Origin of the sequence: Vibrio kagoshimensis (assembly GCF_050337535.1) — a bacterium.
In the GTDB taxonomy this organism is placed as follows: domain Bacteria; phylum Pseudomonadota; class Gammaproteobacteria; order Enterobacterales; family Vibrionaceae; genus Vibrio; species Vibrio gallaecicus.
On sequence record NZ_JAKJSZ010000038.1, the window covers coordinates 1 to 8,082 of the forward strand.

General features: G+C 40.0%; 9 protein-coding genes and 1 pseudogene. 9 read left to right on the plus strand and 1 reads right to left on the minus strand.

What is annotated here, in order from left to right; all coding sequences use genetic code 11:
• Window positions 1–738 precede the first annotated feature (738 nt).
• From L4C37_RS21720 to L4C37_RS21755, 8 genes and pseudogenes are all read left to right on the plus strand, one after another.
• Entirely contained in the window at window positions 739–1,233 is a 495-nt protein-coding gene (locus L4C37_RS21720; protein ID WP_002961862.1) for a GNAT family N-acetyltransferase, read from the plus strand.
• A 711-nt stretch (window positions 1,234–1,944) separates the two neighbouring features.
• Window positions 1,945–2,480 (plus strand): annotated as a pseudogene (locus tag L4C37_RS21725) (GNAT family N-acetyltransferase).
• A 133-nt stretch (window positions 2,481–2,613) separates the two neighbouring features.
• Complete coding sequence (locus tag L4C37_RS21730; protein WP_240701804.1) at window positions 2,614–2,940, plus strand: immunity protein Imm33 domain-containing protein; 327 nt, start codon at window positions 2,614–2,616, stop codon at window positions 2,938–2,940.
• A 134-nt stretch (window positions 2,941–3,074) separates the two neighbouring features.
• Entirely contained in the window at window positions 3,075–3,398 is a 324-nt protein-coding gene (locus L4C37_RS21735; RefSeq protein WP_429769999.1) for a DUF6572 domain-containing protein, read from the plus strand.
• 145 nt (window positions 3,399–3,543) lie between these two features.
• On the plus strand, window positions 3,544–4,053 hold the full coding sequence (locus tag L4C37_RS21740) for a hypothetical protein (RefSeq protein WP_429770000.1): 510 nt from the start codon (window positions 3,544–3,546) through the stop codon (window positions 4,051–4,053).
• A 140-nt stretch (window positions 4,054–4,193) separates the two neighbouring features.
• Entirely contained in the window at window positions 4,194–4,595 is a 402-nt protein-coding gene (locus tag L4C37_RS21745) for a hypothetical protein (RefSeq protein WP_429770002.1), read from the plus strand.
• Between the two features lie 884 nt (window positions 4,596–5,479).
• Window positions 5,480–5,632 (plus strand): hypothetical protein, encoded by a 153-nt coding sequence (locus tag L4C37_RS21750; protein ID WP_429767568.1) that lies wholly within the window; start codon window positions 5,480–5,482, stop codon window positions 5,630–5,632.
• A gap of 830 nt (window positions 5,633–6,462) precedes the next feature.
• Window positions 6,463–6,984, plus strand: coding sequence for a hypothetical protein (locus L4C37_RS21755; protein ID WP_429770003.1), 522 nt, complete (start codon window positions 6,463–6,465; stop codon window positions 6,982–6,984).
• A gap of 143 nt (window positions 6,985–7,127) precedes the next feature.
• Here the strand turns inward: L4C37_RS21755 and L4C37_RS21760 are convergent, their stop codons facing one another.
• Window positions 7,128–7,283 carry a CCGSCS motif protein gene (locus L4C37_RS21760; protein ID WP_429770005.1) on the minus strand — a complete coding sequence of 52 codons (156 nt, stop codon included), beginning with the start codon at window positions 7,281–7,283 and terminating at the stop codon, window positions 7,128–7,130.
• Window positions 7,284–7,536: 253 nt separating this feature from the next.
• Between L4C37_RS21760 and L4C37_RS21765 the strand changes: the two genes are divergently transcribed.
• Window positions 7,537–7,944: a GFA family protein gene (locus L4C37_RS21765; protein WP_429770006.1), complete on the plus strand. Its 408-nt coding sequence runs from the start codon at window positions 7,537–7,539 to the stop codon at window positions 7,942–7,944.
• Window positions 7,945–8,082 lie beyond the last annotated feature (138 nt).

An 8,082-nucleotide genomic window follows, 5' to 3' on the forward strand; every position in this document is an offset into this window, starting at 1 on the left:
AAATAACACGGCTCAATATTAAAAAACTTAAACAAGAGGTCGGTGAAGAGTAATCACCTAACAAAGCATTTAAGAGTGATTCCTTACGCTTGCCAGTTTCGCTTCGCTCATAGTATGGCAAGTGTGCGTCACACCTTAATACGGCGTTAGTTTGCAAAAGTAGAAAAGCGTTTATGGTCAAAAAGCCTAGTCTGGTTTCTGTACTTTACACCTGTTCGTTTTTCGAAAATTGTGCAACCAAATCTCATCGCGCGTAGGTTGTCTTTCGGCTCTTTTAATGTAGCGTTATTCATTTCTCCGCATCAGTAACTTTGGTCACTTAGTGCATCTCGCGCTGCTTCTTTTTCTTGGAGGTTAATCCGTAAAATAGTGGCTTTGTCGCACTTGGTTGTCAGGTTTGTCGAATGAATCCTTTGTCAGCTAAATCGCTTTAAACTGTGGCTGTTTATCGCATGTCGCTTCTTAGCCAAGTGTGTTTTGTTGGCTAGGCTTGAGTTCTGTAGTTTTCAGTTTTACATTGGTGTTCAAAGCCAGTAGTTTTGTAACTAATTCAGCATCTTGGTACTAAACTTTGGCTGCATCATGTAAGCAAACTAACAAAGCGTTTAAGACAGATTCCCAACGCTTGGCATTTTCGGTTCAAGTCAGTTTTGGTGTTTACGGTGTAGTGGTTTAGGTTAGGTGGTAGGCGTTGCTCACTACTTAACGCGGCGTTATGTGCTTTAAAGGAAAATTGGCATGGAAGTATTAGAAGCAAGTCCAGATTTAGCTCCAATGTTAGCGAGTTACGCAAGGGAATGTTTGGACTCGGGTATCCCAAAATATTCGGGTGTAGAGCAAAATCCTGAAGCTTATTTGTCTGGTTTGGTTGAGCGCTCGAACGCAACTACTGATCTACCAAATGGATATTTGCCCAGCACAACTTATTATTGCGTATCAGACTTTGAAATCGTGGGTGCTATTAGAGTTCGCAAAGGTAGCAATGCCAACGTAGAAAATGTAATTGGTCATATTGGCTACGAAACTAGACCTTCAGCTCGTGGTAAAGGTGTAGCCTCATATCTCCTTGCTTGGGTTCGTGACCACGCTTTAGCTGACTCAGCTATTGTCACTTGTTCAATTGATAATCCAGCATCCCAAAAGGTTATCGAAAACTGTGGTGGAGAGTACCTTGGCAACTACACAGATGAAAGCGAGGGCACAGTAAGGCGCTACCGTTTGGCACGCACATAACAAAGCGTTTAAGACGGATTCCCAACGCATGGCGTTTTCGGCTTACCTCAATTTAAGTGTTTATGTCACAATGGTTTAGGTAGGGTGGTTAGCGTTGCTCACCACTTAACGCGGCGTTATATTGCATAAGATTCAAAGGGTTAAAATATCCGTTTATCTTTGTTCTACGTTCAAGCTACACACCTGTTCGTTTCGTGAAAGTTGCCATCAAAATGACCATCGCAAGTAGAAAGTGTGTCGATTAATTAGCTGCAACGTCACGCAAGTCTCCTCGTTAGTAAGTTTTGCTGGCTCAAATTCATTTTGCGCGGCTCCTTTTTCGTGGGAACTTCATTGAAATTTGTGGCTTCGGCGCACTTTGCTGTTAGGTTTTTCGCTTGAATTCTTTGTCATTTAAGCTAATCGAATGGCTCCAATTTCAACTCATTTCGTTTCTTAGCCAAGTGCGTTTTGTTGTCTATGGTTGAGTTTCGAACTATCCGTTTTACTTCCGAGTTCAAAGCCAGTAGATTTGTAACCAATTCAGCACCTTGGCGATAAACTGTGTTTCATCGTGCGGGCAATATAACAAGCAATTCAAGCTGACAGCCAACGCGTGGCATTTTTAGCTCCAAACAGTTTGGGTGTAATCGGTGCGTTGTTTTAGGTTCAGGTTTGCGTTGGTCTGCAACTTAATTGGGCGTTATACCTTACGAAGGAAAGGAACTTCTGATGTTCAAGCTTGAAACGAGGCGTTTGGTGATTCGCGATATGACGTTGGATGACGAAGATGCTTTTGTCGGTATGTCTCAAGACCCCAAGTATCAGCGTTTTATGATGAAGCTGATTGTGAACCTGGCAAGTATCGAAAACTAACTCGTCTACTTATCGAACAAATATCTGAAGTTCCTCGTCAATCTTATCAATTAGCTGTCGAATGCAAAGAGTCAGGAAAGTTTATTGGTACAGTTTGCCTACGTTTAGAGGTAACCAATCAAGCCTCAATGGGTTGTGCGTTTTCAAGGCATGCTCAAGGTGTAGGGCTCAGTTACGAAGCTTCGGAGGCTTTGCTTAACTTTGGTTTTACAGAGTTAGGTGTACATCGCGTTTACGCCGAAACAATCAGTAAAAACTTACTAGCAATCAAGCTTTGTCAATCTTTAGGTATGCGGCAAGAGGCTTACTTTAAAGAACATTGTTTCTTTAAGTCTAAGTGGTGGGATACCGTTGTTTTAGCCGTTTTGCGAACCGAATGGAAACAGGCATAACAATCAATTTAAGCAGACAGTCAGCGCTTGGCATTTTCAACTCGGTTAAGCTTCAGTGATTTAGGTGGTAAATTTGGGTGTATTGGTAGCGTTGTCAGCTACTTAATTGGGCGTTATGCGTCAGGAGGAAGAGTTGGATAATCAGTTTAAAGATTTAGCAAAGGAACATCCGGAAGCCGATAGCAAACTAGGAATTGCACTTTCTACCTTAAGTCAGATTCCTATTAATGGTATGAGAGTTGCTCCCGAAAATGGTACTAATGGTTGGTATATCTGGTGCGGTGAAGAGTTATCTTCAAACGCAGACTTCTTTGACCCGCTACATGTTGAGCATATAGCTAAATACCTACCTCAAGTGCAAGCTTATCTTGGTTTGCCTCCTGGCTACCGCTTCCTAATAGATAACAATGGCTACGAAGATATCTGGTATGACAGCAGCTTGTTGGAAGGAAACGCATAACAAACTGTTTAAGAGTGATTCGCAACGCGTGGCATTTTTACTATGCGTTGGTTTTAGTGTTTAAGGTGGTATGCGGTAGCGTCGGTATTGCGTTGCTCACACCTTAACAGGGCGTTAGTTGTTAAGGATGAAAAATGACGATTGAGCAACTCGATAAAGTAGATGTTATTGCACATGACGATGAAAAAGTGATTTTGGTGATATCTGACCATTTAAAGTGGGATGATAAAAATGAAAAGTTATTAGTATTGCAAGATAAACTAAATCTTTATTTATCATTTATTGAATCTGGTGAAATATTGCAACAATACCCTACAGCAAAGGGCAAGCTTTTTGAAATCAGGCTTGTTTCTAAATATCTGCCCAACTACGAAGCTGAAAAGTTCATTGCTCTAGTCTCAAAGGTAGTAAGTGATGCAGGCTTGAGTTTTACGCACGAATTGGGGAATTACAACTAACAAGGCGTTTAAGACAGATTCCCAACGCTCGGCATTCTAAGTTCAAGTCGAGTATTGTGTTTATGGTGTAATGGTTTAGGTTAGGTGGTCGCGTTGCTCACTACTTAACGCGGCGTTATATTAAATATTTACAGGGACAGTAAGTATGAATGTTAGTAATTCGAATAAAAAAACAAGCTATGTGTTCAGCTGCTCTCTTTTAGCTTTATGCATACTTACCATTATTTCAATTGTAGTCTCTAGCCCTCCTGTTATTTATACTTATAAATCAGCTATATTTGCTCTGACATTTTCAGGTGTAATTGTCATAGTAACTATAGTGGAAATTAAATTAAGAAAAATAAGAGGTTACTATCTGAAGCAAGCAGTAATTTCACTTTTTCCAAGCACTCTACTCATATTATTTTCAATCCCAACTTTTGCTTGGATAGAGTACAATTTTTCAGACTTTGTAATGCAGACAGTAGTTACTGTTGAGAGCAAAGAAATCAAGTATTATCGGAATAGCATTAGTTGCTATGAGTTGTCTCTGGGTAATGACTTTATAAACGGAAACCTTTGTGCTTCACCAAATATGTATGCGGAAAGTCAGCTCTATTCTTCTATAGAGATAACATACAAAAAATCACCTTTTGGCTATCTCATTAAAATTTAATATAACAAATGCATCAACACGATTTGCTACACTCGGCGCTGTCAGTTTGCCTTTAGTTTTAGTGATTAATGCAGTAAAATTCAGCTAAGCCTGTATCGTAGCAAACGTGTTATGCAGGCGTTATACGAATGGAGTAAATAATGTACAAGGAAACAGATTTTAGACTAAGCCAAGAAGAGTTTAGCTTCAAAAAAGATTCATATCCTTTATCAAAAATTAACAATGCGAGAGTTAAGAAGCTCGGTTTGCTCGATAATCTGGGGCAAATAATATTTTGGCTATTTGTTTTTTCAGGAGCTGTTTGGCTCGCAATCACCACTCTTGAGAGTACACCTTTTTGGTTGCAAGCTTTAGTTGTTACTTTAACGATTGTAGGGCTTATATTTGGTCTACTTCGTTGTTCAAAATATGCATTACAAATTGAGTTTCGCCATATTGATGAAACAGGAGTGCAATGGGTAAATGTAGCTAAGTCTTACTCCGAATCTGACAATGGGTTATTTGAACAACAAGCTGCGGCACTGAAGGCAACACTCGTATAACAAACAATTTAAGCAGACTGCCAACGCTTGGCATTCTCAACTCGGTTTAGCTTCAGTGATTTAGGCGGTAAATTTGAGTGTATTGGTAGCGTTGTCAGCTACTTAATTGGGCGTTAGTTTGCAAAAGTAGAAAAGCGTTTATGGTCAAAAAGCCTAGTCTGGTTTCTGTGCTTTACACCTGTTCGTTTTCCGAAAGTTGTGCAACCAAATCATCAGTGCGCGTAGGGTGTTTTTCGGCTCTTTGAGTTCAACGTTATTCATTTCTCCGCATCAGTAATTTTGGTCGCTTAGTGTGTATCGCGCGGCTTCTTTTTCTTGGTGGTTTATCCGTAAAATAGTGGCTTTGTCGCACTTGGTTGTCAGGTTGGTCGAATGAATCCTTTGTCAGCTAAAACGCTTCAAACTGTGGCTGCTTATCGCATGTCGCTTCTTAGCCAAGTGCATTTTGTTGGTTGAGTTTGAGTTCTGTAGTTTTCAGTTTTACATTGTCGGTCAAAGCCAGTAGCTTTGTAACCAATTCAGCACCTTGGCACTAAACTTTGGCTGCATCATGTAAGCAAACTAACAAAGCGTTTAAGACAGATTCCCAACGCTTGGCATTTTCAGTTTGGGTCAGCTTTAGTGTTTAAGGTGGCAAAGTTTTAGGTTAGGTGGCAGGCGTTGCTCACTACTTAACGCGGCGTTAGTTTGCAAAAGTAGAAAAGCGTTTATGGTCAAAAAGCCTAGTCTGGTTTCTGTGCTTTACACCTGTTCGTTTTCCGAAAGTTGTGCAACCAAATCTTATCGCGCGTAGGTTGCCTTTCGGCTCTGTGAGTTCAACGTTATTCATTTCTCTGCATCAGTAATTTTGGTCACTTAGTGCATCTCGCGCGGCTTCTTTTTTTGTGTCTAACTCGTTAACAAATGGCTTTGTCGCACTTGGTTATCAGGTTGGTCGAATGAATCCTTTGTCAGCCCAAGTACTTCAAACTGTGGTTGTTTATCGTATGTCGCTTCTTAGCCAAGTGCGTTTTGTTGGTTGGGTTCGAGTTCTGTAGTTTTCAGRTTTACATTGGCATYCAAAGCCAGTAGTTTTGTMACCAATTCAGCACCTTGGCGCTAAACTTTGGCTGCATCATGTAAGCAAACTAACAAAGCGTTTAARACAGATTYCCAACGCTTGGCATTTTCAGTTTGGGTCAGCTTTAGTGTCTAAGGTGGCAAGGTTTTAGGTAGGGTGGCAGGCGTTGCTCACTACTTAACGCGGCGTTATGTGTTTGGAGGAAATTGATGATTCTTAATATATCCGATGAGGCGATAGATTTCARATCGTCGAAGTGGAKCGTTGAATAYGCTTTTGCTGTTGGTTGTAATAAATTTTCGGTTGATTTTGATGAAAGAATACAGATTTCGCCAATGAATATCAGAGAAAACTTATTGAATCACTAGCRCCATTCTTCTTAGGTGAAGGGAATGCYYCAATAATTGTTAGTTATAACAAYGAACCTTATATCCGAAAGCAGAAGCTTTGGGAGTTAAATCATGACAGYACYCAAGTTATWGTAAGTAGCATGGGAGCACACTTACTTGATGATATGTTAGCAAGTAATGARGGTGTATCTGGCTGGCGGTTCTTCAAAGATGATTCTGTCATTGCTTGTGCAGTGYATGGTTTTGACTATCTATTCTTCTTGGRYCCTCCAAGTGGKTTAATTGAAAARTTAGGCTCAAAGGCTACGTTAGAAYACACATAACAAGCAATTTAAKCAGACTGTCAACGCTTGGCATTTTYARCTCGGTTTAGGTGCAGTGATTATGGTGGTAAATTTGAGTCTATTGGTAGTGTTGTCAGCTACTTAATTGGGCGTTATGCATTTCGGGAGTTTTCATGATTAGACTACTTTTTGGTGGAAAGCCAGATTTAGAGTTAACGATTCAGAAAGGGACACTAGAAGATAGAAAAAAGCTTCTATCATTGAAAAATGAAGCGATGCTGGGTGATGGTGTTGATTTAATTTACGTTTATTCATTGGTTGATGAGGTTATTAATTACCCAAGCCAAGATGGTTCTATCATCTATATTGGAGAAGCTGGCAGAGAACGAAAAACAGGTACACGATTTAGTCAGCATATAAGCACAGAAGAAAACATTGGTGGTGATACCGGTACTAATTTCACGATCTCAAGGTATTACTGGCTTGGTAAAAAGTTGAAACTAGAAATATACGTCCTTGATAGCCAGAGAAACAAAGTTGCTAGAAAGAGTATTGAGTCACAATTATTTCAACTGCACTTAAGACGTTTTGGCGCTTTGCCAATTGGGCAAGGGGCTTCTGGAGATAACTATAAGGTTACGTTGATAAATAGTTTAAAAGCATCAGACACACTAGCTAGTATCATAAATGCATAACAAAGCATTTAAGAGTGATTCGCAACGCTTGGCAGTTTCGCTTCGCTCAAGTATAGCCAAGCGCCGCTCACACCTTAATGCGGCGTTATGGCTTACAAATTGATAAACCTTAGACAGTATCTAAGGTTTATAATTGGTATATTTTATGAACAAGAACCACAACATCCACTAGGCGTTTCATGTTTGATTTCTTTCTCTGCCTTATCGCTTTCTTGAGGTGCCTCCTTTGAGGTTAACTGGTTTTCCTCAGTAGTTTCTGTTTCTTTATTTTGAAATATCTTTTTGATTGAAAATGTCATATTAGTTTCCTCAATGATTCAGCGTTAGTGGAATTAGAATACCAGAGTAATTTAGTCAACTATTGATGTGGCACATGTTTTAGGTTTTCTCGTGCCTAATCGCGTACGCCATAACAAGCAATTCAAGCAGACTGTCAACGCTTGGCATTTTCAACTCGGTTCAATTTTAGTGATTTCGGTGATAAATTTGAGTGTATTGGTAGCGTTGTCAGCTACTTAATTGGGCGTTATGCAACAGGGAGGTCAACTCAAAATGAGTTCACTATTTGACGGTTCATGTTTGTGTGGAAATGTTCGATTTTCCGTGGCTGGATTCAGAGAAAAAGTGGCAAATTGTCATTGTTCTATGTGTCGTAAGTTTCATGGTGCAGCTTTTGGAACGCTAGTTGGAGTTAAAGGTTTAAACTGGGTTTCAGGTAAGGACTTACTCAAAGAGTTTGTTGCATCAAATGGAACAACTCGGACGTTCTGCTTTAACTGTGGTTCAAGTTTAGGGTTCAGAGTAAAAGGTGAGCCTCTAGAAAATATTGAGTTGGCAATATCGACATTTGATGTTGATATTCCGGTAAAAGTTGATGCTCAAATTTACACAGCCTATAAAGCTAATTGGTGTGAATTACCGCCAGAATTACCTGCTTACTCTAAAGGGCGTGCGAGTTAGTCACACCCTTTGGGATTGTTGCATAACAAAGCATTTAAGACGGATTCTCAACGCTTGGCAATTTCAGTTTAGGTCAGTTTCAGTGCTAAATGTGGCAAGGTTTAGGCTCGGGTGGTAGCGTTGTTCACCACTTAATGC